A 24,899-nucleotide genomic window follows, 5' to 3' on the forward strand; every position below is an offset into this window, starting at 1 on the left:
TAGGCCGCTTTTATAAGTCCCCGGACGATTGCCCCAGGGACGGGCGCCCCACCGACGGACGATAAACCCAGTCCACGACGCCTGAAGCGGCGGCCTCCTCCGCCAAAGCGACCATGGCCCCATGGTGGGGCGAGCGGGAACAGGCGGGATCCGCCTCCGCCGCATCCCCGGCCAAGGCCAGGGCCTGACAGCGGCAGCCCCCGAAATCCCGGTCCCGGTGCTCGCAGGTGACGCAGGGCTCGCGCATCCAATCCTGGCCGCGATAGGCCTGGAACGCAGGCCCTTCCAACCAGATTTCCCGCAGGGGCACGTCCCGCACCGATTGGAAGGCCAGATGGGGAATGCTCTGGGCCGCATGGCAGGGCAAAGCCAGCCCCTCGGGCGTGACGGTCAGGCTCTTGCGCCCCCAGCCCCCCATACAGGCCTTGGGAACCCTGGCGTAGTAATCCCCCGGCACGTAATCGATCACCAACCGCCCCTTCAATCGCTCCCGGGCCGCGCGCACGGTTGCGCTTGCGCTCTCCACCTGGGCACGGCTGGGCATCAGGGCCTCCCGGTTGCGCTCCGCCCAACCATGGAATTGCACCGTGGCCACTTCCATGCGGCGTGCCCCAAGGGCGAGGGCCAATTCAATGGTCTCTTCCAGGCGATCCAAGTTGTGGCGATGCATGACCGCATTCACGGTCAGCGGGAGACCCTCCTCCGTCACCCAACCGGCCACGGCCATTTTACGGTCGAACCCGCCCTTATAGCCGCCAACGGCATCGGCGCTGGCCCCATCCACCCCTTGCACGGAAAGCTGAACATGGTCCAATCCAGCGTCGGCAAGCCCCTTGACCCGATCCCGGGTCAAGCCGATCCCCGAGGTGATCAGGTTGGTATAGAGGTCCCGTCCCCGGGCGGCGGCGACCAGATCGGGAAGATCCCGGCGGACCACCGGTTCCCCTCCCGTAAAATGGAAATGGAGGATCCCCAGATCCGCCGCCTGATCAATGACCGAAATCCACTCCGTCGTGGTCAGTTCTCCGGTCCGTTGGGTCAGATCCGCCGGGTTGGAGCAATAGGGACAGGCCAGGGGACAGCGGTAGGTCAATTCCGCCGTCAGTCCCAAGGGGAGGGCCACATTCCCTTGCCCCTGCCCCTGCCCTTGTGGGCCCATCGCCGGAGCCACCGCGTTCATGTCGCGCCCCCGATTCCCCCAGTGTTCGGGTTCTCTGACGATACCCCGCGTTTGGACTCCGCGGATGGCGGATCCATGTCCAGCATCCGCCGGTCCCGTAGAGAGCCAAGGAAGGTCATCACATCCCGAGCAATCTGCTCCCGGGGAGCCTTGAAGCGGGCAACCAGGGCATCCACCACCTGATCCAGATCCTTTTCGCCGTCCACTTCCGCCAGGATGGCCGCCCCTACGGCGTCCAGCTTCAAGGTCCGTTCCGGCGCCAGAAGCATCCACGTGCCCCTGGCCTCATCGAACCGGGTTCGTACCCCACGGGGAAGGCGGGGCCGGTTCCGGTTCGACGGCCCATTTGCGGCAGAGGCGGAAGTCTCGCTCATCCCAGCAGTCCTTCCCCCGGGTTCCAGGCGCCGGGCGGGATGCGTCCGGGGTCGGCATAGGCGTATTCCAGGGCATCCAACTGGGCCCAAAGGACATTGGTCTTGAAGGTCAGTGCCGCTGCCGCCGCGTCCTGCTTCTCCCGGGTGGTCGCCCTCTCGAGCACCCAGTTCAAGCCGAAGGCCACGTCCCGGGGCGCCTCGGTCAGGCGTTTGCGGAAATAGCTCAAGCTGTCATCATTGGCGAAATCATAATGGGCCAGCAGCCCTTCGATGCGCTCGGAATGGATGGCCGGAGCGAACAATTCCGTCAGGGAAGAGGCCACGGCGTCGAGCAGGGGCATGTCGCGCACAAAGCGCACATAGGCCTCCACAGCAAACCGGGTGGCGGGCAGGGCGCCCTTGCAGGAGGCCACATAGTCGGGATCCAGGCCCACGGCCTCGGCCAGCTTGAGCCAGCGGCGGATGCCGCCGCCTTCTTCCACGCCCCCATCGTGGTCTTCAATCCGCGACCGCCAGGCCCGGCGCAGGTCCGGATCCTCGCACCGGGACATGAAGGCTGCGTCCTTCATGGGAATATGGCTTTGGTAAATATACCGGTTCAATACCCAGGCCCGAACCTGATCGGGGGTAGCCCCGCCCGAATGCAGCCGTTTATGGAAGGGATGCTTATCATGGTAGCGGTCCACCCCGATCTGGCGCAGACGCCCTTCGAAATCCTCACGGCTTTGCGGTGCCATGTCTCCCTCGGTTCCATCTCTCACCAGACCACCTCCTGTCCGTCACGGCCAATTTCCCAGCCTGCGCGCTCTGCCTCCCGACGTTCCGGCGAAGCCGGGTCGAGGACGGGGTTCGTGTTGTTGATATGCAGGTAAATCCGACGGGCCACATCCAGATCCCGGAAGGCCGCTATGGAGCCGTCTTCCCCCCCCATGGTCATGTGCCCCATGCGGGCGCTCGTCTTTTCTCCCACGCCGGTTCGCGCCATTTCGTCGTCGGCCCAGGCGGTGCCATCAAAGAAGACCAGGGGCGCCCCCCGCAAGCGGGCCGCCAGTTTGCCGGTCATCTTGGCACAGCCGGGAATATAGAAGGCCCGGGAGGCGCCCCCCCAAAGCTCCACGCCCACGGTCTGTTCGCCTTCCATATCCGTCACCACCTCGCCGCTTTCCGCCCAAAGGGGCACCTTGCCCGGGACGGCGAACAGGCGGGCCTGAAGTCCGGGCAGCAGGTCGAAGGGCTGTTCCAGGGAGACCTGGACGATGGTCACCTTCTCCGGATTCAGAACCCGGAAGACAGCGTTCGTGGCGATGATCTCGGCGATGACCGGCGTGACGAACAGGGTAAAGGCCTGCTGTTCCCGCAGGGTCAGCAATCCGGCCAAATGATCGATATCTCCGTTGGTCACAAGGACACTGGAGAGGGGCGAGTCACGGAGTCCCGTGGGATGGAGCGCGGGGTTCCGATTGATTTGCTCCCGGATATCCGGAGAGGCATTCAGAATAGCCCAGCGCCGTCCATCGACGGAGACTGACAGGGAGGACTGCGTGCGGGGCTCAAATCCCTCGACCCCGGCGCGCGCCTTCTGGCAATTGTCGCAGCCGCAATTCCACTGGGGAAAGCCGCCACCCGCTCCCGACCCCAAAACGACGGCGCGCATGGGAAGGATGCTCCTTGAAGCCTTTCCGGCCAAACCCGAGCGGATCCGGAAAGAAGAATTGTGGACGCGGGAGGGCCAAACACCCAAGTCCCGCGTCCACCTCATCACCACCGAACCGGAATCCGTGTTCGGCAGAAGGAGAGGACAGAGCGCCGCCCCTTAGAACAGGGGCATATCGCCTTCATCGGCGGGGGCGTAGGCGCAGATTTCGGCGCCGCAATCGATTTCGACAATCTCGGGGGTGGTCCATTCCATGGGTAAATCCTCCTGATGTTTTGTTCCAGTGGCCCGTCCCTTTTGGTTGCCGGGACAGTGCCTTTTTGCTTGGTACCACCCCAATCTCTTTACCGCTTTGGATTGAAAACCCAAAAGGAAGTCCAGGGCGGACGGGTTTTTGAACCCGGATCAATTAAGGACTTCGGACCCGGTTCGGTCAAGCGGGCGGAATAAGACTTTGGTCGCAGCAGCCTGCGAAGACGAACCGCGAATCCTACGGTCATCACAACCCCAGGCCCGCTTCTATGTCAGCCACCCGTGAGGCGAGATCAATCGGCAAGACGCTGGTGATTTGGAGCCCCCGATCCTCGTACACATTTCCGCTCGGATGGGACTCGGCCCATTGGGCGATGGTGCGGTCCCGTTCAGCCACCAAAGCAGCGATATCCCGCCGATAGAGGCTTACCATATCGGACACCCATCCGCTGACGGCGCCCCACTCCCCGCTTCGCCCCAGCGTGAAGCAATCGAGGAAGGACAGGACTTCCGGGGCGTTGTACCAGGTTTCCGCGCAGACCCACCGGTTGGTGGTGAACAGACGGAAGGGGCGCCCCCGATCATCGGTCGAGATGCCAACCAGATGGGCAGAACGGGCGACCAGATCCTTGGGGATCCCCCCATCCGGTACGGTCGCGGGTTCCGGTGCCAACCCGGCCACATGGGGTCGGAGGAACACATGGAAATGCCCCAACTCCCCGGGTGCCCGGTCGGTAGCAGCATGGGCATGGTAATAGTATTGACCGCCTGTCTGCGGATCCCAGTGGTCGCCTTCGGGGTAATGGCCCCATTCCTCGAACCGATCGGCGCCGCGCAGAACCTCCGACACTACGGATTTTCCCTCCGCAGCCAGGGCGGCCTGGGTCTCGAGGATGTTCCCCGCCGTGTCGTGCAGGGCCTCCAACTCCCGGCGGGACAGGGTGCTGAGATCGGGCTCGGTCATCGTCATCTGCCTTTTTCGTTTTTCGGAAGCATCTACCGGTCCTGACTCCATGGATAGTTGCCTCCCCCTCTCCGCTCGCTTTACGCTTGGTCCTTCTCGTCATCCCTCTAGTAAGCCGGATTCCATGGCCGATCTGCCCCCCATCGACATCACCACCGACGAAACCACCGGAGACCGCTTCCTCGTGTACGGCACCGACAAGGGCCTTCGCATTGACATCCGTTATGACGGCGAAACCCTTTGGATGACCCAGGCACAGATCGCCGCCCTTTTTGGCCGGGATGTTTCCGTTATATCCAGACATTTAGGAAAAATCTTCGAGACCAATGAGCTCGACGAAATGACTTCTTTGCAGAAAATGCAAGCAACTCTAGGTCGACCATCCATCATATACAATCTGGATGTCGTCATTGCCCTTGGCTTTCGCGTTGAGTCCCCCCAAGCCACCGTTTTCCGCAAATGGGCAAACCATGTCCTCGGAACCTTCGCCCGCAAAGGCTTCGTGGTCGACAAGGAGAGGCTCAAGGCGCCCGAAAATGCTGATCGCATCGCCGAACTGCGCGACATCATCCGGGATATCCGCTCGGATGAAGCCAATCTGTACCGCGAACTGCGAAACATTTGCGCCCTCTGTCAGGACTACGATTCCAAATCGGACAGTTGGCGAACATTTTTCCAAGAAACCCAAGCCAAACTCGTCCACGCCGTAACGTCGATGACCCCATCGGAGATCATTCGGAGCCGCGCGGATGCCGACGCATCGCATATGGGCCTCACGAACTGGCCCGGCGACAGGATCCGGAAAAGCGATGTTACCGTCTCAAAAAGCTTCCTGGCCGAGGGAGAAATCAAAGAGCTCAATCGCCTGACCTCAATCCTCTTGGACATCTTTGAGGACCAGCTCGACATGGGGCGCATTGCGGTCATGCCGGATTTGATTAGCCTTTTAGACCCGCCCCAAGACCCGCCCCAGAAAGCGATAGGGCGCACGCCCCTTTCACGGCCTGCGCCCTCCCCTTCAACAGCTCACCAATCCATCTATCCCTCGGTGGGCAGGCCCAATTGCTCCCGCACGGCCTCCTCCCGCGAGGGTTTCAGGCCTACGGTGCGGCCTTCCTGGATGGCGATCTCGGCAGGCACGCCCGTCGACGCCCGGTAGAGCGCCCACATGGCCCCCACCCGGTTGGCCGAATGGCAGTGCAGCAGGACCGGATACATTTCCGGATCTTCAACGATTTTCGCCAATTCGGCCACCTGCTCAGCCGTCGGTGCCTTGGTTGGCACCGCGATGGAGACATAGTCCAGACCCGCAGCCGTGGCGGCCTTGCCTTCGGTCTCCGCACCTTCCTCTTTGGTGTTCAGATTGATGATGGTTTTGAAACCCAACTCTTTCAACGTCGCGAAGCTGCCCTCCTTGGGCAGACCGCCGGTGCCGACATGGGGCGCGGCCCGCAGGTAGTTGGGCACAAGGTCAGGCATGACATCGCCATAGGGGGCCTCGGGCCATTTGGCCTCGACGTTGTAGGGATTGGCCGCGCCCTTGGATTGGCCCGCCTTGCCGGGCATGACCTTGGCCGCTGGAGCACAGGGATTGGCGGGTGCGCAGGGGTTGGACAGGGCGGCGGGTGCGCAGGGGTTGGACAGGGCGGCGGGTGCGCAGGGATTGACCAAAGCAGCCGGAGCACAGGGGTTGGCCGCTTGGGCCTGGGCCGCTGGCACCAGAGAGACGGCGGGCAGAGCCGCGTCCAGAACCATGCCCCCGGCGAAGGCCAAGGCAGCGGCGGGCAGGGCAGTCAGAAGGGATTTGCGGGTGCTCATGCCTTGAAGGTCTCCATGGAAACGGAAGGGGTGTCGTTCAGGGTGGGTTCGCCGACTCCGGCGACGACGTGCTCGGCCGTCAGCGGTCCGCCGAACTTTTTCTCGAAGTGGTTTCCGGCCTTGTAGGCACCAAAGGCCGCCCCTACCAAAGCGAGCAAAATCAGCCACTCCGGGAGGCCCGTCAGGTCCATCAGGGTCTGGCCCTGGGTCCCTTGACCGGAAAAATAGAACCCTTTCAGGGGCTCGAAAGCCGCCGCGAAGGCCGCCGTGCCCGCCACCATGCCCAGGATGAAGGCGATGGCGTCCAATCGCCCCGAAGCCAGGGCCACGGCAGCCGTCCCCGGACAATAACCGCCCATGGCGAAACCGGCACCGATGAGCAGCCCGCCCAAAGCGATGGCGCCCAAATAGACGGTCGGTACGAACACCCCATTAGGCCGGAGCAGTCCGACCAGTTCCGCCAGATAAAGGCCAATGGCACAAACGACCACGGCGGTGAACATCACTTTGATGACCGACCAGTCCGACAGGCGAAACTGGGCGGTGAGCTTGCGGGGCGAGCCAAAGCCAGCCGATTCCAGGGCGTATCCGAAAAGAACCCCGGCGAAGAGACCGGCCGCCGCGCCGCTGTCATAAACGGGAAGCATCAGGTCCATGCCTTCTTCAGAAAATAGGAAGCGATAAAACCGGCGATGAAAAAGCCGATCAGGAACAGGAACCCGGCAACGGCCAAGGTCGCGCCACCGGACAACCCCAGACCACTGGTGCAGCCCCGGGCGAAGCGGGCGCCGATTCCGGCCAAGGCCCCCCCGGCGAAGGCCATCACCAGACGACCACCGGACGTGGCGCGAGGTCCGCGCTCGACCATCGCCTTGAATCGGCCAGAGGACACTGCCCCCAACAACCCGCCGATCATCACACCGACAATCTCCCAGGAGATCCAGGCCGCGAGGGGATTGGTTTGGAGGAACGGGCCGAAATACCCATTGGCAGCCGCCCAAGCGGGGCTCACCCAACCGGACAAGGCCGCAGCGACGCGGGTGAAGAAACCAGAGGCACCCAAGCCATGGCCCGTGATGAGAAACGTGGCCAACAGGGCCAAACCAAGGGCAAATCCGGCGGCCAGGGGAGGCCAGTAGGGACGGACTGGGGAGGAGGACATATGAGGTTCCGGGTCCTTTTTGAGAGGAGATCGAACCACATTAAATCAGCAAAAACTAATTATTCAATATCTAATATTCCCATCAGAACCAATCACCCTTGCTATCCGCCTAATCGACTTTGGTGAACGCCAATTCCCGGGCAACCGCGCGCATCCGCTTGACCATCTGCAGCATGACCTTGCTCATCACCGGATTGACCGTTTTCATTTGGGCGCGAAAGGCTTCGGCGGGAATACAGACCAGGGTTGCTTCCATGGAGACCTCGGCCGTCGCCATGCGCGGTTCGTTATCGATCAGGGCCATTTCCCCGAACATTTCGCCCTTGCCGATGGTTCCGATCACCGTCCGTCCCCCATCTGGGCGACGGATAATAATATCGACCAGCCCCGATTCGACCATATAGACGCAATCAGGGGAGTCCCCCTCCCTGAACAACACCGCGCCATCGGCAAAGGTCTTTCTCTCGAAACCCGCAGGATTGGCCACGAAATACCTCACTCTTTTTCAGTACACCTACCCCAAACGAAAGGTCGAATGCCTTAACCTTGCCTCTCAGCAGAGGCTACCCCCAGGGAGTAGAGAACAGAGAATAGAGTCATTAATATGGATGCTCCGAGCGCTTTTGGAAATGTGTCAAACGGTCAACGGTTCCCCAAATCCCTTTGCATAGCCCCCGCCAAAACGGGAATATCGCTTTGTCTGAAGGAAGCCCAAAAGAAAAAGGATATTGCCGGTTCCGGTTCGGAACCATGGCGCAAGGATCCTCCCCCCCCTATACTCCGCGCCATGTCCGACCCCTTTGACCTGCCCGCGCCGCCGTTTCCCGAGGATCCTCCCCCCGCTGTGGATCCCATGACTCCGGCACGTCCAGCCGTTCCCCCGCCCGTGCCCGCCCTGGTGGCCGGAGCCGGAGGCGGTGTCATGCTCTCCCCCGATGGAGAGATCGAAACCTTGCTTCCTGGGCCGGGTACGGAGGGGCGCCTGCGCATGGCCCGCCCCATGGTTTGCCATTTGCCCGCGGTTGCCCAGCGCCTGGGGGTGACCTGGTTCCCGGGCCATGACCTGCTGGAGTTGTTCGCCTTCGTCCACCCCGCCCGCTTCTGTGCCCCCACCCCCCGGGGCCTCGCCCGGGCGCTCCGCCTGCCCGTGCCCCAAAGGCCGGAGGAGGAGGCGCGCGTCCTGGCCTATGCCGCCATGGCCCTGCTGGGGACCTTGGCCCAAATGCCCGAGAAACGGGCCAAGGACGCCCGGGGGATCGCCTGGTCCATGGCCCGGGCGGGCTGGTCCTGGGGTCAAGCGGTGATTGCCGCCCTCGGAGCCCAGGGAGACGCCCCCCACGGCACCACGGTGTTTCGCGCCATGGCCGTCTGGAAGGACTTGCCGGAAATCTCGGAACATGCACCGGAACCACCTCCGGGCAATATTCCCGTCGATCCGGCAGACGCCCGGACGCGTCTGGCCGCCCTGCTCGGATCGGGCGCGGAGCAACGGCCCCAGCAGGCCGATTATGCCAGCGCCATCGCCCAAGCCTTCCAACCCCGGGCCACGCCAGACGCCCCCCTTTTCGTCCTTGCCGAGGCCGGAACCGGTGTGGGCAAGACCCTGGGCTATATCGCCCCGGCCAGCCTTTGGGCCGATCGCAACGAGGCCCCGGTTTGGATCAGCACCTATACCCGGAACCTGCAACGCCAGTTGGACAGCGAACTGGACCGCCTTTATCCGGACCCTGCGGAGAAAGCCCGCCGGGTGGTGGTCCGCAAGGGGCGGGAAAACTATCTCTGCCTGTTGAACCTGGAGGAGGCTGTCGGCCGCCTGGGCACCAACCCCCACGAAGCCATTGCCCTAGGGCTTGTGGTCCGATGGACCCGGGCCACCCGGGACGGGGACATGGTCGGCGGCGACTTTCCCGGGTGGCTGGGCGATATCCTGGGCAAGGACCGGGGGTTGGGGCTGGCGGACCGGCGAGGCGAATGCATCTTCTCCGCCTGCGACCACTTCAACCGCTGTTTCATCGAGCGCACCATCCGCCGGGCCCGCCGGGCGCGGCTGGTGGTGGCCAACCACGCCTTGGTGCTGGCCCAGGCCGCCCTGGGAGGACTGGACGACGACAACCGGCCCACCCGCTATGTGATGGACGAGGGGCACCATGTGTTCGACGCGGCGGACAGCGCCTTTTCCGCCCATTTGACCGGTTTCGAGACCTCTGAACTGCGCCGTTGGCTGCTCGGCGCGGAGGGAGATGGGCAGAGGTCCCGCGCCCGAGGCCTGAAGCGCCGGGCCGATGGTCTGTATGAGGGCGACGGCCCCATCGCTGCGGATTTCGAGGAGGCTCTGAACGCCGCACGCTCCTTGCCCGGTCCAGGGTGGCACCAGCGGATTGCCGGGGGCACGGGTCGGGGAGCGGTGGAAAAATTCCTTACCGCCGCCCGGGAGCAGGTCCTGGCCCGGGCAACCGGTACCGATGGTCCCCATGCCCTGGAAACGGAGCTCAGACCCCCAACCGATGGTGTCCTCGAAACAGCCCGGGCCGTCGGCGCGGCCCTTTTCGATATTTCCGAACCCTTGAAGGCCGTCGTCCGCGCCCTGGTCAAGCGCCTGGACGACGAGGCTGACGAGTTGGATAGCCAGACCCGCACCCGCATCGAGTCCATCGCCCGCTCCATCGAAAGGCGGGCCATCAATCCCCTTACCGCTTGGCGAGACATGACCGCCTCTCTGGCAGGCGACCAGCCGGAGCAGTTTGTGGATTGGCTGGGGGTCGAGCGCATTGATGGCCGTGAGGTGGATTACGGCCTGCACCGCCACTGGGTGGACCCGACCGAGCCGTTCGTTGGCGCCCTGGCCCGCCGGGCCCATGGCATGGTGGTAACTTCGGCCACCCTGAGGGACGGCACGGGTGACCCGGAACGGGACTGGGCAGCAGCGGAAGATCGGACCGGCGTACCCCACCTGGGCACCACCGCCCTGCGGACTGCGGTTCCCTCCCCCTTCGACTACGCCTCGGCCACCCGGGTCCTGGTCGTTGCCGATGTGCGACGGGACGATCCGGCCCAGGTGGCCGCAGCCTACCGGGAATTGTTCCGCGCCTCGGGTGGGGGCGGCTTGGGTCTGTTCACGGCCATTGGCCGCCTGAAAGCCGTTCACCGCGCCATCGCCCCCGCCTTGGATGCCGATGGCCTGCCCCTGTTCGCCCAACATGTGGACGCCATGGACATCGCCACCCTGGTGGACGTCTTCCGGGCGGAGGAAAATGCCTGTCTGCTGGGAACGGACGCCGTGCGTGACGGCGTTGATGTGCCTGGGCGATCCCTGCGATTGATCGTTTTTGATCGGGTCCCCTGGCCTCGCCCAGACATCCTGCACAAGGCCCGCCGCAAGGCTATGGGGGGCAGCGCCCACGACGACCGCATTACCCGCCTACGCCTGAAACAAGCCTTTGGACGATTGGTCCGCCGCGCGGGCGATCGGGGTGTTTTCGTCATGCTCGACAGCCGCATGCCCTCCCGCCTTGCTGGTGCTTTTCCCGAAGATGTTCGCATTGAGCGTGTGGGACTCCTTCAAGCACTCGACATTGTCCGGGATACGGTTGGACCCGACACCTTGTGGGACCGGTAAAACCTACTATTTGCTGATTTCCGTTCGTTCGAGAAAAGATTCGCTTGTCTCATTCGGCAAAAACCAGCACCCTTAATTCAAGGGAAGAGGGTAGGCATTAGATGGAGAACGGGTAATATAGGCACTCGCGTCTTTTCAGTTGAAATCAAAACATGGGGACGTTTATGTCTTTGAATAGCATTCGGGGAAAATTAACTGCAGCGTTCTTGGCCGCTTCCATAGGTACACTTGCGGCAGGGGCTACGGGCCTATATCTCGTGTTGTCCATCAGCGCGAAAGCCCATCGAGCGGCCGTAGAGCTTGCCCCTCAAGGGGATGCAGCCATGGAGATGAAGCTCTCCGCCACCCGTGGCCACTTACTGCTGGAAGAAATCCTGTCCGGCGATACGGGGGAGAAGGCGGACAACGCCTGGGCTCTGTTCGACGAGAGCGCCTGGTATCTGGAGGCCATCCTAAAAGGGGGCAAGAATGACGAAGGCACCTTTGAGGCCACGACCAACCCCCAGGTTATCGACGCGCTGAACAAGGCCAAGACAGACTTGGCAACTTTCCGTGACTTGGGTGAGAAACGCTATGCTGCCATGGTGTCAGGAACCAAAAGTGGCGCGGGATCAAAGGCAGATGAACAGTTCGACGAATCCTTCGAGCAGTATCTAAAGGCAGCGGACATCGCCGAGGAGCACATCCATGATGACATGGATGTTGCCACGGCAAACATCTCCACCGCTCAAACAGAAGCCTTCTTTCTGATGAGTCTGATCGCCATCGCCTCCGTCTTGGGAACGGCTGTCACGGCCACCCTCATTGGCCGCCAGATTTCAGGACGCGTGGTGAGCTTGTCCGAGGCCATGGAAGGGGTCTCCAGGGGATCCCTGGCCACCACAGTGCCCCATACGGACAGTCAGGACGAGGTCGGCACCATGGCCCGCTCCCTGTTGGAACTGCGCGACAGCTTGAGCGAAGCGGAACGTCAGCGGACGACACAAGCCGCACAGGAAGAAAGAAACAAGCACCGGCAGGAGCAGTTGGAACAAGCGGTTCGGGACTTCGACAAGGGCGTGGGCCAGGTGATGACCGCTTTGCGTGATGTGGCCCAGACCATGGGCGAGGCCGTGACCAACCTGAACCGCGAGACTCAGGCCGTGAACACTGTCAGCGATGAAGCCGGACAGGCCACCATGGAAGCCTCCAGCAACGTTGATTCCGTGGCCGCCGCCATCGAAGAGCTTTCCGCCTCCGTCGCCGAGATTTCCGCCCAGGCCAGCCGGTCGTCCAGCGCAGCCTCCGAGGCCTCGTCCGAAGCCCAAGGGGCCAACCAACGGGTTAGCAGCCTCCTGGAAGCCGCAGAATCCATCGGCGAAGTCGTAACCCTGATTACCGACATTGCCAGTCAGACCAACCTGTTGGCCCTGAATGCCACCATTGAAGCGGCTCGAGCCGGGGAAATGGGCAAGGGATTCGCTGTGGTGGCAAACGAGGTCAAGAGCCTCGCCAACCAAACCCAAAGGGCGACGGACGAAATCCGCGGTCAGGTGGAGGCCATGCAGAGCGCCACACGGGAATCGGTGGATTCCATCCGTTCCATCTCCCAATCGGTGGACACCATGGAAAGCATGGCCACCTCCATTGCCTCCGCAGTGGAAGAACAGGGGGCTGCAGCAAACGGCATCGCCCGCAACGCCGAGCAGGCGGCGGCCGCTACCACCCAAGTCTCCAGCAGCATCGAACGGGTCCATGAAAGCGCCCGGGCCACGAGCGCGGCCTCGGGATCCATGGAAACCGCCGCACAGCGCCTACGCCACGAGATGGAGAACCTCACCTCTCTGGTAAACGGGTTCCTGGGCAAGGTGCGTGACTGATTCCACTCCAAACGGGGGCGGAGCGCTCCTCTCCTCCCCCAAATAGGTTGGAGTGAAACTGGGTCAGCTTGAGTCAAGCTGGTCCAGTTTCACTCTGATTATATAGATTTTAGAGTGCCTTGGCGGCTATTTTACCGGAACGCTTTAAATGCCATAATCGTGAATGTGTCTTTTATTCCAGTAATGGTCTGGACGTTTTGGGTAACAAAATGCCCGATGTCGGCATCGTTTTTTAAGTAAAACTTTGCCATAAGATCATATTGACCGGAAATACTGTCAACTTCCGAGACTTCTTCGATGCGTTCGATTATGTCGTCGGCGACTTCATAGGCCCGGCCCAGCTCGCATTTGATCATCACGAATATTTTTTGCATGGGAGTCTCCCGCTGAGTCTGGAATGGGGTGCCGGGGGTCTTTGGCGGCAGGGGTGTTTCGATCGACGGACAGTAGAGCATTTCTCCGGTTGGGGGGAGAGGGCTTTCGCAGAACGGATGCCCTCACGAAAGTCGAACGGCGAGCCAGGACAGAAGCGGCCCCTCTGGATTGGCCAGATCGTCGAGGATGGTGAAATGGTCCCGCTCGGCGCGGGGGAAGACGCTCACATGGGCGCCGGCGGCCTGCCACCGTTCGGCCAGTGAATTGGATTGAACCTTGAAGGATTCGCTTTCCAGATCGCCGACAGCCAAGGCCAGTTCAACGGTGTCATGGGGGGCCCGAGGGGAGCGCATGCCGGGGCTCCAGGCCCAGGCCAGGTCTGATGTCAGGCGAAGGGCTCCGTTGATCGAGGTGAAGCGCAGGGGGGAGAGGTCGAAGACCCCGCTGATGGACATCGCAGCGGCCAGCGGTGGGACAGCGCCGCCGGTATCGTCCGGCCCCATGGCGCCCGCATGTGGGCCGTCTCTGTCCGGCTCGGCCAGCATCATGGCCGTCAGGTGGCCCCCTGCGGAATGCCCACTTAGCCCCATGCGTTTGGGATCAAGGGACAGGTCTCCGGCCCGGTCGTGGAGGAACCACAGGGCGGAGCGGATCTGCCCGATGATCCCGCCGATGGAAATCGAGGGACAGAGGTCATAGCCAATGGCAGCGAAGGCGATTCCGCGTGCCCGACATCCCCGGGCGATGAAGGAAAAGACGGCCCGGTCCATGGCCTGCCAATACCCACCGTGGATAAACGCCAGGACCGGATGGGGGCCGGACCCCTCGGGCAGGAACAGGTCGATGGCTTGGCGTTCCGAGGCCTCGCGGCCTGGGGGGGCATAGGCGAGGTTCGGGTGGTGGACCCCCCTGTCCCGTTCGATCCGGGAGTCTTCCATCCAGCGCTCGACGATATCGGCGAATTCGGGCACGGCCCGCCGGGCGTTGTATTCCGCTTCCAGGTAATCGGCGTCGGCATCGGTCCAATTGGGGCGCACGGTCACGGGTCAGACTCCCAACCAACGGCTTTTCACCTCGGGATCCAGAACATCCTGTCCCGATCCCCGCCAGGCGATGCGGCCTTTTTCCATGATGACGTGGTGGTCTGCCAGGGTGGCCAGAACATCCACATGTTTGTCGATGACCAGGATGGACAGCCCCTCGGTTTTCAGCCGGGCGAGGCAGGTCCAGATTTCTTCGCGGGCGAGGGGGGCCAGTCCCTCCGTCGCCTCGTCCAGGATGAGCAGCCGGGGATTGGTCATCAGGGCCCGGCCTAGGGCGAGCATTTGTTGTTCCCCTCCGGACAGCTGGGTGCCCATATTGCTCAATCGCTCGGCCAGTCTGGGGAACAGCGCCAGGACCCGGTCCAGCGTCCAGGGGTGCCTGTCATTTTGCCGACGGGGAGCCATGGCCATGGCCACCAGATTTTCCCGAACGGTCAGGTTGGGGAAAATCCGCCGCCCCTCCGGGACCAGCCCGATGCCCGCCTGGGCGACTCGGGCGGGACGCCAGTGGGTGATGTCCTGGCCCTCCAGGGTGATCCGGCCCTCGCGGTGCGGCATCAGTCCCATGATCCGCCGAACGGTGGTGGTCTTGCCCATGCCGTTGCGGCCCATCAGAGCGAGGACCGAGCCCCGGGGCAGGGAGAGGTCAACGCCGAACAGTACCTGACTTGATCCATGGGCGGCGGTCACGCCGCTGAGCTCTAGCATGGCGCGCGTGCTCCCTCTCCCTCTCCCTCTCCCTCTCCCTCTCCCAGGTAGGCGCGGCGGACATCCGGGTCGGCCCGGACCGTCTCGGGATCGCCCGAGGCCACCACGGTACCGGTCACCAGGACAGTCAGTTGGTCGGCGAGGGCGAAGACCGCGTCCATGTCATGTTCGACCAACAGCATGGCGACGGATCCCTTGAGGGCGAGCAACAGCGTTACCATGCGCTGACTCTCCTCCGGTCCCATGCCGGCCATGGGTTCGTCCAGCAGCAGCAAGCGGGGCTGTCCGGCGAGGGCCATCGCCAATTCGAGGGCGCGTTTCTCCCCATGGGAGAGGGCGCTCGCTGGGACATCGGCGCGGTCGGCCAGACCGACCCGACTCAGGGCCTCTCGGGCGGGCTCGCGCAGTCTGGCATCCCTGCGCGCCGGACGCCAGAATCGGAAGGAGCTTCCGGCCTTCGCCTGGACCGCCATGGCCACGTTGTCCAGGGCGGAAAACCTGGGGAACAGGGTGGTGATCTGGAAGGACCGCCCCATACCCAGCGCGGCTCGGGCATAGACAGGCAGACCGGTGACATCCCGACCGTCGAGCCGGATCCGCCCGGCGTCGGGGCGGATTTCGCCGGTGATCTGGGCCATGGTCGTGGTTTTGCCCGCTCCGTTTGGACCAATCAGAGCGTGGATCTCCCCCGGTGCCACGGTCAGGGAGAGGTTGTCTGCGGCTGTGACACCTCCGAAGGTCTTACACAGGCCATCCAACTCGAGAATGGGCGTGATGGGATCAGGCATGGGGTCCACCTTCCTCCAGGCCCTTGTCCGCCTTTTTGCCCGCGATGACCTGCCAGAGGCCGCCCCGGAAGAACAGCACGGCGAGAACGAGGGCCGGGCCGAAGGCCGCCATCCAATGCTCTGTCCAGCCGGACAGCAGATGTTCCAACAGGAAATAGACAGCCGCTCCCAGAACAGGGCCATAGAGGCTGCCCATCCCGCCGAGGATGACCATCACCAGCATTTCGCCCGACCGGGTCCAATGGAGCATGGCGGGGCTGACGAATTCCGCATGGTTGACGGTCAGGGCTCCGGCCAGCCCTGCGGCCATGCCCGCGAGCGCAAAACAGGCCAGTTTGTAGCGATAGACCGGCAGGCCCAGGGCGGCCAGACGGCGTTCGTTCTGACGGGCGGCGCGGATGACCATGCCAAAGCGGCTGTCCACCAGCCGCCGGGCGAGCAGCAGGAAGGCTACCAGCGCGGCGAGGGAGAGATAAAAGGTCGCCATGTCGCCGGAGACAGTCCACCCCGCAAGCGTGGCCCTGTCCCAAAGGGAGAGGCCATCGTCCCCGCCGTAGGCCTCGAGCCCCACGAACAGAAAATAAAGCATCTGGGCGAAGGCCAGGGTAATCATGATGAAGTGGACGCCGTTCGTGCGCAGGCAAATGGCCCCGACGGCGAGCGCCACCAGTCCGGCCAGCACCATGGCGACGGGCAGGAGGATCAGGGCTTCATTGGTGCCGGGAATTTCGAGACTGCCCAGGACCAGGGTGTCCCCCATGAAGCCATGCGTCATGAGAATACCGAAGACATAGCCGCCGACCCCCAGGAAGGCGGCATGGCCGAAGCTGACCATGCCGCCATAGCCGAGGATCAAGTCCAGGCTGGCCGCCGCCAAGCCGGCGATCAGCACCCGGGTCAGCAGGGAAATGTAAAAGGCCTGGTCGGCGGCCTCCAGCAGAGGCGGCAGGACCAGAAGCAGGGCGAAACAGGCCAGGGGAGCAAGGCGGGCGCGGTTAACCATGGCTTGGGAACAGTCCCTTGGGTTTCCAGGCCAAGACCAGGGCCATGAGCAGGTAAATGGACAGCTGCGAGAGGGTGGCGCCTAGGGAATCCGCCGTCGCCTCGGTGGCGATCAGCCGCAGCAGGTTCGGCAGGAACGCCCGTCCCAGGGTGTCCACCAGACCTACACTCAAAGCAGCCACGAGGGCGCCGCGCACCGATCCGATTCCGCCGATGACAATGACTACGAAGGCGAGGATGAGGATCTTCTCCCCCATGCCCGATTCGACGGCGAGGATGGGGCCAGCCATGGCACCGGCCAGGCCAGCGAGAAGGGCGCCCAGGCCGAAGACCAGGGTTTGCAGGGTGGTGACATTGGCCCCCAGGGCTGCAGCCATCTCCCTGTCGCTGGCGCCTGCCCGGATGCGCATGCCCAGGCGTGTCCTGGAAATCAGCAGCCAGAGGCCAAGGGCAACCAGGATCCCCACGGCGATGATGGCCAACCGGTAGGCGGGGTAGGGGACGCCGGGCAGGATCTCGACCGTGCCGCTCAACATGTCGGGCACATCCAGGAACAGGGGTTGGCGTCCGAAGAGGATCCGGGCCATCTCGTTAAAGAACAGGATCAGGCCAAAGGTCGCCAGCACCTGGTCAAGGTGGTCGCGGGTATACAGGCGTCGCATGACCAGAAGTTCAATGGCCATGCCGACAGCCATGGCAGCAGGCAGGGCGGCCAGCAGACCCATCAGCAGGGATCCGGTCAGGCCCGTGACCCAGGCGGCGACATAGGCGCCCACCATGTAGAAGGACCCATGGGCCAGATTGATCAGCCCCATGATGCCGAAAACCAGGGTCAATCCGGCCGACATCAGAAAGAGCGTCACCCCCAGTTGGAGGCCGTTGAGGATCTGTTCGACGACCAGCATGGCGTCCGGCGGATCCCTTCATGGGTGAAAAGGAAAAAAAGAAAAGGGCGGGGGGAGTCCTCCTCCCACCCGCCTGGGAGCGTTTATGCTACATTTTGCAATCGGCGGCGTAGGCGTCCTGGTGTTCGTCGAAGATCTTGCCTGCGATCTTGTTGGTGACGGTGCCATCTTCGGCCTTCACGACTTCCCTGAGCCAGAAGGATTGGATGGGGTGGTGGTTCGGGCCAAAGGTGAAGTCCCCGCGGACGGAGGCGAAATCGGCTTTTTCCAGGGCGGACCGGAAGCCGTCCCGGTCCTCGGACACCTTGCCGCCGGTGGCCTTCAGGGCCGAGCCGATGAGCTGGGCCGCGTCATAGCCCATGGCCGCATATTGGGTGATGGGGCGGTTGTACTTTGCGGTGAAGGCTGCGGTGAAGGCCTTGTTCGCCGCGTTGTCCATGTCGTGGTTCCACTGGCTGGAGTCACGCGCACCAATCGCCGCGTCGCCGACGGCGCCCAGCAGCCGCTCGTCAAAGGAGAAGCCCGGGCCGAGGACCTGGATGTCCTTGGTCAATCCCGCCTGATTGAATTGCTTGAGGAAGTTGATCCCCATGCCGCCGGGCAGGAAGTAAAAGACGGCGTCGGGTTTGGCGTCGCGAATGGCCGCGATTTCCGCAGCATAGTCGCTTTGACCCAGCTTGGTGTAGGTCTCGCCAGCGACGGTTCCGTTGTAGAAGCGCTTGAAGCCGGTCAGGGAATCCTTGCCCGCAGGGTAATTGGGGGCCAGCAGGTAGACGGACTTGAATCCGGCGTCCTGGGCGTATTGGCCCATGGCCTCGTGCTGGTTGTCGTTTTGATAGGCGACATTGAAATAGTTGGCGTGGCAGCCCTTACCCGCCAGCGCCGAGGGGCCAGCATTGGGGGAAATGTAGAAAACGTCGTCCCGGACCACCTTGGGTACGACGGCCATGGCCACATTGGAGAAAATGCCGCCCGTCATGATCTCGACCTTGTCGGCCTTCACCAGCTTTTCTGAGGCCTGAACGCCCCGTTCCGGCTTCCGTTCGTCGTCCTCGACGATGACCTCCACGGGGACGCCGCCCAGGGATCCCTTCCCCATCTCGACGGCCAGCAAGAAGCCGTCCCGAGCATCTTCACCCAGGTACCCGGCGTTGGTGGACAGGGTGGTGAGCAGGCCAATCTTGACCGGACCTTGGGCCAGGGCTGTGCCCGGGTTCAGAGAGGGCAGGCTCAGCGCCGCCAGGGTCGCAGCGACCAGGGTCAACGAGGGGCGGGTGGGGGCTTGTGGCATGTGAAGCGACTCTCCCGTTCGAGGGGGCCTCCCTTGGATCCGGCGGCATGGAGGGTGCCGCTGGACTAAAAAGCCCCGGGACGTGAAAACGAATAAAAAAAGTGGCCGTCCGGTTCAAGGGACGGCCACTGTTCATACCGTGAATTTGGCGTGACAGGAACCGCTAAACGGATCCAGATCCTTTCTCCTCCCACTCTAAGTGGGTGTCTAAAGGCCAAGAAAAGTTCTCGTTCTGCTCCCGCCTTGGGACTGCTCCTGCCATGGGGCAGGGAACAAGACTGCAAAACTCATGCGGTCAACCGCAGTCAACGCCATCCGGGGCGGATCCTTAGATCCGTTCCAGGGATCCAGCCATGGGGCCTTTTTTGCCCATGCGAATGGACATGCGAACCCGCTGTCCCTGTTCCAGATCGGTGATGCCCGAATCCTGCAGGGTGCGTGATCCGAAATAGACGTCCTTGCCGCCACCATCGGGAACGATAAAGCCGAAGCCCTTGTCTGGACTGAAGAACTTCACGACACCATCGACCTCAGACTCTCCGCCGAAGTCACTGGCGCCACCACCGTAGCCACCGGCACTGCTTCCGCCGCCATAGCCACCGGCACTGCTTCCGCCGCCATAGCCACCACCGTAACCACGGTCTCCACCGTAACCACCGCCACCGTAACCACGGTCGCCGCCGTAGCCACCGCCACCGTATCCCCGGTCACCGCCGTAGCTATCGCCGCCATACCCGCCGCCGCCACTGGGCGCGCCGCCTTGGACTTCATGAATTTCCGTGACCTGCATCCCCTTTTGTCCAGGACCCAGGTCACAGATGATAACCGATCCTTCATCAAGCGCCGAATACCCAGCGCGTTGAAGGACGGAAACGTGAAGAAACGCATCGGGCTCGTTATCGCTGACGCGAACAAAGCCAAAACCCTTGGTTGCGTTGAACCACTTTACCGTGGCCGAAATACGAGACTGCATGATTCCAAACAAACCCCAAAAGATCCCACCTGCACTCTCGGTAATACCCTTTTCTGGGCCTTGGGCCAAGGGCTTAGGGACGTTTGAATTTGTTCCTGCGCGGACGCTGGGAAGCTGATTTCTCAACCTGTCCGCGTAACCCATTGGATCCGCAATAAAAACTGATTTTTGAAAGATTCGTGCGAGTTTTTGTTTTTGGTGCTGTTTTCATGGGCGATCACGTCGAATGTGACGGTTTTTTGGCCAGTCACTCCGAATCCTTGACCTTTTCTACGGCCTTTCGCCAGCCCTGGATCAGGGAATGGCGGTGTTCGGGGGGCATGGTTGGCTCTACTCTCAGATCCCGACGCCAGATCTTCGTGGTGCTGTCCAGGTCCACTTGCTGGCCAATGGTCAGACTGGCCAGTAGGGCGACGCCCAGCGCGGCGGATTCCGTGCCTTTGGGGCGCTCTACAGGCAAGCCCAGGATGTCGGCCATGAATTTCAACATCCACCCGTTGGCGGCCATGCCACCGTCCACCCTGAGAATCCGGGGGCGAACCACTCCGTCATCGACCATGGCTTCCACCAAGTCCAGGGATTGGTAGCAGACGCTTTCCAGGGCCGCCCGGGCCAGTTCGGCGACGCCGGTGTCCCGACTCAGGCCAAGAATGGCCGCCCGGGCCTTGGGATCCCAATGGGGGGCGCCCAAGCCGGTAAAGGCTGGAACGAAATACACGCCTCGGTTCGTCTTTAGGCTCCGGGCCAGATATTCGGTGGTCGTGGCGCTTTCAATCACCCCGAGTTCGTCACGGAGCCATTGGATTGTTGTTCCCGCATTGAACAGCGAGCCTTCCAAGGCATAGGTGACCTTGCCGTTCAGGCGGTAGGCGATTGTGGCCAGCAGTCTTCGGCGGGAGGCAACGGGGGCGGGGCCCGTATTGGCCATCAGGAATCCTCCGGTGCCAAAACTGCCTTTGAGTGTACCACGGTGGATACACCCTTGGCCGATCAGGGCCGCCTGTTGATCCCCGGCGATCGCGGCGATGGGGATGGGGCGACCGTAGATCGCCGGATCGGTATGGCCGAACAGGGCGGCGCTGTCCCGTACAGCTGGCATCATCGATAGGGGGATGCCGAACAGGTCCAGCAGATCTGCGTCCCACCGCTGATTGTGGATGTTGAACAGCATGGTATGCGAGGCATTCGACGCATCGGTGGCGTGGACCTTGCCCCCGGTCAAGCGCCAAAGCAGGAAGCAATCGATGGTGCCGAAGGCGAGGTGCCCCTGGTTGGCCAAGGTTCTGGCGCCCTCAACGGAATTCAGGATCCAGGACACTTTGGAGGCCGAAAAGGAGCTGTCCACGACCAGTCCGGTGCGGACCTGGATCAGACTGTCGTACCCTTTTTCCACCAGATCCCGGCATTGGTCTGCGCCCCTTCGATCCTGCCAGGAAATGGCGTTGTACAGGGGCTGGCCGGTGCGGCGGTCCCAGACGACTGTCGTTTCCCGCTGGTTGGTGAGGCCAATGGCCGCGATATGGTCGGCGCCGCTGTGTTCCAGGGCCTGACGCCAGACGGTCAGGACATCGAGCCAGATATCCTCGGGATTCTGCTCAACCCAACCGGGTTGGGGATAGGAGCGGGTCTGTTCCAGGGCCGCCCGGGCCAAAGGCAGTCCCTGGTCGTCGAACACCACGGCGCGGGTGGTGGAGGCTCCCTGGTCGATGGCCAGGATGACATTGTCACGGATGGGGGAGTGAGGGGAGGAAGCCATGGTCTCTTACCCCTCAGCCATGGGGCCGAACAGGTCGACCATCAGTTCGTGGAAGGCCGTGCGCCGCGCGGCATCGTTCGTATGGGTGAGAGCCCGATGGGCTCCGTCCATTAGCGAAGCGGCCATGGTGTCGCGGTTCACGGAGGCCAGAAGGTCGGTGATCCAGCGCTGGTCGGCACAAAGGCGCAGTCGGGTTCCGGCGCGGGTGAAGGCTTCGTCGGGTGTGAGGCCCGCCACTTCGTGGGGCGCTTGATCAATCAGGGCCTTGGGGGCAACCATGCCATATTCATCACGGTAGGTTTCGCCAACCCGGACCAGGGGGCCAGCGTAGGATGGGCGGGCCAGGATGAACAATCCATCGATCAGGCGAATCCACAGGCCAAGCCACTCGCGGAAGACTCCGTGGTAGCGCAAGCCCGATAGAAAGGGCTCCATCCAGCCCGGCTCTCCGTTGCGCGGGGTCTGCGCAAGGAAGGCGCGGTATTCGTGCAGGATGGGGAAATGGGGCAGCAAGGCAGTCAGAAGAAAGCGTTCCTCCGGCCAGCAGCGATGGGGTACGCCTCCGGCGAGGGCCTCGATGGCAAGGTCCGGAGCCCCCAGCTTCAAGAGATCCCTGGAAAGGCCAAGGAACAGGGCCGGATTGGCGTGGCAGGGCTGGACCGTGCCGACATGGGACAGCCAAAGCCGCCGCTCGAAGACCTGGGGCAACTTCGGATCCGGGGGTGGGGCGGCGTCCCAGGCCTCGAACAGGTCGGGGATGCGGTTGAAATCCATGAAGATGTCGGGGCTCAATCGGAGCACGCTGTCCCGCAGATCGGTCAGGCGCAAGCCCCGGTGCACGGCGTGGAAGTCAGAGACCAGGGAGGGCAGGCCAAAATCATGGGGAGGGGAGAGGATCAGCAATTCCGTCCCCCGGGCCACGAGATCCTCGGCCAGTCCCCGATGGGCCGCCAGATCCGCCCGCCACGCGGTCATGATGACCCGGTCGATGGCGCCTTCGGTCCAAAGGGCCAGGGCATTTTCCATCACATGGGAAAGCACCCCCAGGTCCTGGATCACGCCGGACACGAGAATGATCCGCTCCCCTCCGTCGCCTGGGAGAAGCCCGCCGGAGCGTCGGGGGCCGGAGTGTCGGGGGCCGGCGCTCATTCGGATCTCCCCGCGCCGGAAATCACGGTCCTGGCGTTTTGTCCCTGCTCATCGGTGGTCGGGGGGAGGGGGGGCTCTGCTGTGGCTGCGGCGTTCCAATCCTCGCTGTCGTCATCTCCGACCGTGGCGGGCCGTTCGGTCCAGTCCGGATCGATCACCGGTCGCGGCTCGCCTGTTCGCTTCAGCATGTCTTCCACCCGTTTCAAGTTCTTCTCGGCCACGACGGCCAGACGGTCGGCCCCATGCATGCGGTAGGTGCCCAGGGCCGAGCGGAAACTATCCCCGGCGTCCACCAAGGCTGTGCGCCTTTGGGAATGTTTTGCTAGCAAGAAGAGCGCCGATCCCATGTTGTTTTCCGTCGCCGCCCAGAGGATGGGAGCCGCATGGAAGGTCCGGATTTCCATGGCCTGTTGGCAAGCATCCACGGCCCGTTCCAGGATCTCCTCGGACCGGGTCTGATCCCCATAGACCTGGAGGACTTGTCCCAGGTTGTGCATGACTTCGGCCCATTTCCAGGGGTAGGAGCTGCGGTTGAAGACCTGGAGGGCACCCTGAAGGCAGCCCAGGGCTTCTTTCAGACTCTCCAAATTGCCTTCGACCAAGTCAACGCGATAGAGGACCATGCCCAGGCGGTTCTGAATCCCGGCCCATTCCCGGGGCATGTCCTGCTGTCGGATGGCTTCCAGCGCCCCCCGGTAGGCTTCGATGGCCTGGGTGAGCATATCCTTTGACTCGCTGCGCTCTCCCATGGATTGCAGGCACATGCCGATAGCTCTGTGGAGGAGGCCCCATTCCAGGTCGGCCTCCCTCGGCAGCAGGCCGATGGCTGCGCCATAGGCGTCGATGGCCAGCTCGTACCAGCCGGAATCCCGCCCATGGTACCCCAATGCGGCTGAGGCATTGCCGAAACAGGACAGGATGGCTGCCCGCTCCATGGCGCCATAAGCCGTGGGGGGTTCCAGTCCCACCCCCCGGGCCTGTTCCACGGCCCTGGGCAGGCTGGTGGCGATGGCTCGGGCCTGGAATTCTGTCCGGGGATCTACGGCGGCAAGGGCGGTGGCCCGGGGGAGGGCGGCCCATTCCTCGCCGAAATTCATGGGCAGACAGAGCCAGGTCAGGGCGTTGGGTTGGCCGGGACGCTCGTCTTCCGGGGATTGGACGCCGGTGAACCGGATTTCAATGATCTCAGCCGGGGGGTCGACAAGCCCCCAGAGCACAAGGTCGGCGTTTTCCTTGCGCTGGATCCGCCGAGCTTGGGTGCCGGCCTGGGCCAGGGCGGCGAGCGGTCCGTCGTCGCCTCTCACCTCCACGGCCTTATCGCTGGCCTTGACCAGGACGCCGGGCAAATCCCGGAAACAGGCGACAATGCGGTCGCGTTGGCCATTCCCCTCGTCATTGGGCAGGGCTGCCACCGCGATGACCAAGGGGCGTTGGACCGCAGAGGGCGCCGCCCGGCCAGGGGGAGGTGCGGCAGGTCGGTAGGAGGAGGAGGCAGGGGTCTTGCGGCGGAAGGACCCCAGCACCCGGTCGAGCAGTCCCGGACGTTCGGTGTCGTTGTCCCGGATGTCCAGTGGGGGGGGCGAGTCCATGGCAAGGGGGACGGGTAAAGCCTCACCGCTGGAGGGGGGAGAGGTTGAAAGGTCGGCAACCCGATCTTCCAGACCACGCAGGCGCCGGGTCAGTTTGGCGATGATCTTCACAGCCACCTCCGGATCGTCGGAGGTCCGCTTCAGAAAGTCCTCGCGGGATACCTGCTGAAGGATCACCGGTCCCTTGGCGATGGCCGTTTCCATACGCTCTGCACGGTCGGACAGGCCGGTTTCCCCCAGGAGATCCCCCTTGCGCAGGGATCCAAGGGAGACCGCGCCCCGCAGCGTGGTTTTGTACAGATCCACCGTTCCAGACACGATGATGTACCCGGAGGGAGATTTCTCCCCTTCACGGAAAATCACGTCACCATCGTTGAATTTCCGGTGGACCGGTTTCATGAACACCTTATTTGGCACGGGCTTTGATCGCCCGATAGTCTA

The 24,899-nt window shown here is 63.1% G+C and carries 23 protein-coding genes and 1 pseudogene; 3 read left to right on the forward strand and 21 right to left on the reverse strand.

Going from position 1 to position 24,899, the window contains the following annotated elements; all coding sequences use genetic code 11:
• Positions 1 to 10: 10 nt before the first annotated feature.
• From pqqE to ACLIRY_RS16945, 6 genes are all read right to left on the reverse strand, one after another.
• Positions 11 to 1,180, reverse strand: a complete 1,170-nt coding sequence (gene pqqE, locus ACLIRY_RS16920; RefSeq protein WP_413206595.1) for a pyrroloquinoline quinone biosynthesis protein PqqE — start codon at positions 1,178 to 1,180, stop codon at positions 11 to 13.
• The gene (pqqD, locus tag ACLIRY_RS16925) at positions 1,177 to 1,554 is read right to left on the reverse strand and encodes a pyrroloquinoline quinone biosynthesis peptide chaperone PqqD (RefSeq protein ID WP_413206596.1); all 378 of its coding nucleotides are present in this window, start codon (positions 1,552 to 1,554) and stop codon (positions 1,177 to 1,179) included. The genes pqqE and pqqD overlap by 4 nt, the downstream gene beginning before the upstream one ends.
• A complete protein-coding gene (gene pqqC / locus ACLIRY_RS16930; protein WP_413206597.1) occupies positions 1,551 to 2,315 on the reverse strand; it encodes a pyrroloquinoline-quinone synthase PqqC in 765 nt (254 codons plus the stop codon). The genes pqqD and pqqC overlap by 4 nt, the downstream gene beginning before the upstream one ends.
• Complete coding sequence (gene pqqB, locus ACLIRY_RS16935) at positions 2,312 to 3,208, reverse strand: pyrroloquinoline quinone biosynthesis protein PqqB (protein ID WP_413206598.1); 897 nt, start codon at positions 3,206 to 3,208, stop codon at positions 2,312 to 2,314. The genes pqqC and pqqB overlap by 4 nt, the downstream gene beginning before the upstream one ends.
• Positions 3,209 to 3,367: 159 nt before the next feature.
• Positions 3,368 to 3,463, reverse strand: a complete 96-nt coding sequence (pqqA, locus tag ACLIRY_RS16940) for a pyrroloquinoline quinone precursor peptide PqqA (RefSeq protein WP_413206599.1) — start codon at positions 3,461 to 3,463, stop codon at positions 3,368 to 3,370.
• 244 nt (positions 3,464 to 3,707) lie between these two features.
• Positions 3,708 to 4,430, reverse strand: coding sequence for a DUF6969 family protein (locus tag ACLIRY_RS16945; protein WP_413206600.1), 723 nt, complete (start codon positions 4,428 to 4,430; stop codon positions 3,708 to 3,710).
• A gap of 118 nt (positions 4,431 to 4,548) precedes the next feature.
• Between ACLIRY_RS16945 and rhuM the strand changes: the two genes are divergently transcribed.
• On the forward strand, positions 4,549 to 5,583 hold the full coding sequence (gene rhuM / locus ACLIRY_RS16950) for a RhuM family protein (RefSeq protein WP_413206601.1): 1,035 nt from the start codon (positions 4,549 to 4,551) through the stop codon (positions 5,581 to 5,583).
• 26 nt (positions 5,584 to 5,609) lie between these two features.
• Here rhuM and ACLIRY_RS16955 read toward each other — a convergent pair.
• From ACLIRY_RS16955 to ACLIRY_RS16970, 4 genes and pseudogenes are all read right to left on the reverse strand, one after another.
• Positions 5,610 to 6,242: pseudogene (locus ACLIRY_RS16955) on the reverse strand (fused DSP-PTPase phosphatase/NAD kinase-like protein); the annotation flags it as partial.
• The gene (locus ACLIRY_RS16960; protein WP_413206602.1) at positions 6,239 to 6,898 is read right to left on the reverse strand and encodes a DUF6691 family protein; all 660 of its coding nucleotides are present in this window, start codon (positions 6,896 to 6,898) and stop codon (positions 6,239 to 6,241) included. The gene ACLIRY_RS16960 and the pseudogene ACLIRY_RS16955, both read right to left, overlap by 4 nt.
• Positions 6,889 to 7,404 carry a YeeE/YedE thiosulfate transporter family protein gene (locus ACLIRY_RS16965; RefSeq protein ID WP_413206603.1) on the reverse strand — a complete coding sequence of 172 codons (516 nt, stop codon included), beginning with the start codon at positions 7,402 to 7,404 and terminating at the stop codon, positions 6,889 to 6,891. The genes ACLIRY_RS16960 and ACLIRY_RS16965 overlap by 10 nt, the downstream gene beginning before the upstream one ends.
• Positions 7,405 to 7,513: 109 nt before the next feature.
• Positions 7,514 to 7,903, reverse strand: coding sequence for a Crp/Fnr family transcriptional regulator (locus tag ACLIRY_RS16970; protein ID WP_413206604.1), 390 nt, complete (start codon positions 7,901 to 7,903; stop codon positions 7,514 to 7,516).
• A gap of 354 nt (positions 7,904 to 8,257) precedes the next feature.
• Between ACLIRY_RS16970 and ACLIRY_RS16975 the strand changes: the two genes are divergently transcribed.
• Complete coding sequence (locus tag ACLIRY_RS16975; RefSeq protein ID WP_413206702.1) at positions 8,258 to 11,020, forward strand: ATP-dependent DNA helicase; 2,763 nt, start codon at positions 8,258 to 8,260, stop codon at positions 11,018 to 11,020.
• Positions 11,021 to 11,343: 323 nt separating this feature from the next.
• The gene (locus tag ACLIRY_RS16980; RefSeq protein WP_413206605.1) at positions 11,344 to 12,879 is read left to right on the forward strand and encodes a methyl-accepting chemotaxis protein; all 1,536 of its coding nucleotides are present in this window, start codon (positions 11,344 to 11,346) and stop codon (positions 12,877 to 12,879) included.
• A 131-nt stretch (positions 12,880 to 13,010) separates the two neighbouring features.
• Here the strand turns inward: ACLIRY_RS16980 and ACLIRY_RS16985 are convergent, their stop codons facing one another.
• The 11 genes from ACLIRY_RS16985 to ACLIRY_RS17035 all read right to left on the reverse strand — a co-directional run bounded on the left by ACLIRY_RS16985 (position 13,011) and on the right by ACLIRY_RS17035 (position 24,857).
• Entirely contained in the window at positions 13,011 to 13,253 is a 243-nt protein-coding gene (locus ACLIRY_RS16985) for an Lrp/AsnC ligand binding domain-containing protein (protein ID WP_413206703.1), read from the reverse strand.
• Positions 13,254 to 13,376: 123 nt separating this feature from the next.
• Positions 13,377 to 14,297 carry an alpha/beta hydrolase gene (locus ACLIRY_RS16990; protein WP_413206606.1) on the reverse strand — a complete coding sequence of 307 codons (921 nt, stop codon included), beginning with the start codon at positions 14,295 to 14,297 and terminating at the stop codon, positions 13,377 to 13,379.
• 3 nt (positions 14,298 to 14,300) lie between these two features.
• Positions 14,301 to 15,005, reverse strand: coding sequence for an ABC transporter ATP-binding protein (locus tag ACLIRY_RS16995; RefSeq protein WP_413206607.1), 705 nt, complete (start codon positions 15,003 to 15,005; stop codon positions 14,301 to 14,303).
• A complete protein-coding gene (locus ACLIRY_RS17000; protein ID WP_413206608.1) occupies positions 14,999 to 15,793 on the reverse strand; it encodes an ABC transporter ATP-binding protein in 795 nt (264 codons plus the stop codon). The genes ACLIRY_RS16995 and ACLIRY_RS17000 overlap by 7 nt, the downstream gene beginning before the upstream one ends.
• Entirely contained in the window at positions 15,786 to 16,796 is a 1,011-nt protein-coding gene (locus ACLIRY_RS17005; protein ID WP_413206609.1) for a branched-chain amino acid ABC transporter permease, read from the reverse strand. Before ACLIRY_RS17005 ends, ACLIRY_RS17000 begins: the two co-directional genes overlap by 8 nt.
• Positions 16,789 to 17,700, reverse strand: coding sequence for a branched-chain amino acid ABC transporter permease (locus ACLIRY_RS17010; RefSeq protein WP_413206610.1), 912 nt, complete (start codon positions 17,698 to 17,700; stop codon positions 16,789 to 16,791). Before ACLIRY_RS17010 ends, ACLIRY_RS17005 begins: the two co-directional genes overlap by 8 nt.
• Before the next feature lie 88 nt (positions 17,701 to 17,788).
• Entirely contained in the window at positions 17,789 to 18,991 is a 1,203-nt protein-coding gene (locus ACLIRY_RS17015) for an ABC transporter substrate-binding protein (protein WP_413206611.1), read from the reverse strand.
• Between the two features lie 328 nt (positions 18,992 to 19,319).
• Positions 19,320 to 19,964, reverse strand: a complete 645-nt coding sequence (locus tag ACLIRY_RS17020; RefSeq protein WP_413206612.1) for a cold-shock protein — start codon at positions 19,962 to 19,964, stop codon at positions 19,320 to 19,322.
• A gap of 247 nt (positions 19,965 to 20,211) precedes the next feature.
• Positions 20,212 to 21,720: a glycerol kinase GlpK gene (gene glpK / locus ACLIRY_RS17025; protein ID WP_413206613.1), complete on the reverse strand. Its 1,509-nt coding sequence runs from the start codon at positions 21,718 to 21,720 to the stop codon at positions 20,212 to 20,214.
• 6 nt (positions 21,721 to 21,726) lie between these two features.
• Positions 21,727 to 22,869, reverse strand: coding sequence for a hypothetical protein (locus tag ACLIRY_RS17030; RefSeq protein WP_413206614.1), 1,143 nt, complete (start codon positions 22,867 to 22,869; stop codon positions 21,727 to 21,729).
• Complete coding sequence (locus tag ACLIRY_RS17035) at positions 22,866 to 24,857, reverse strand: cyclic nucleotide-binding domain-containing protein (RefSeq protein WP_413206615.1); 1,992 nt, start codon at positions 24,855 to 24,857, stop codon at positions 22,866 to 22,868. Before ACLIRY_RS17035 ends, ACLIRY_RS17030 begins: the two co-directional genes overlap by 4 nt.
• Positions 24,858 to 24,899 lie beyond the last annotated feature (42 nt).

Source organism: Rhodospirillum sp. A1_3_36, from assembly GCF_047263945.1.
GTDB lineage: Bacteria > Pseudomonadota > Alphaproteobacteria > Rhodospirillales > Rhodospirillaceae > Rhodospirillum.